At 61.8% G+C, this 327-nt stretch carries 1 protein-coding gene; it reads left to right on the forward strand.

Annotated elements, in window-relative coordinates:
- The coding region (locus ACLJNW_RS23980; RefSeq protein WP_410961191.1) for a helix-turn-helix domain-containing protein at positions 1–216 on the forward strand (216 nt) is incomplete at its 5' end.
- Positions 217–327 lie beyond the last annotated feature (111 nt).

Below are 327 nucleotides of genomic sequence, written 5' to 3' on the forward strand. Positions count from 1 at the left end.
GGAATGGACGCGCCGGCGATGCTGCCGGCCGAAGGCCTGGACCTCAAGGACTACCTGGCCAACCTCGAGCAGGGCCTGATCCAGCAGGCCCTCGACGACGCCGGCGGAGTGGTCGCGCGGGCCGCCGAACGCCTGCGCATCCGCCGCACCACGCTGGTAGAGAAGATGCGCAAGTACGGCATGAGCCGGCGTGACGACGACCTGTCGGATGATTGACAGGTCGTTTCGCAACGCTTTGATTTTCAAATGAAAAAAATTTAGGCACGGGTATTGCTATATCTCCGTCGACCGACAGAACCATGACGTCGCGCCGACCGAGAGAAACGC

Source organism: Salmonella sp. SAL4457 (genome assembly GCF_046548235.1).
GTDB lineage: Bacteria > Pseudomonadota > Gammaproteobacteria > Enterobacterales > Enterobacteriaceae > Salmonella > Salmonella enterica.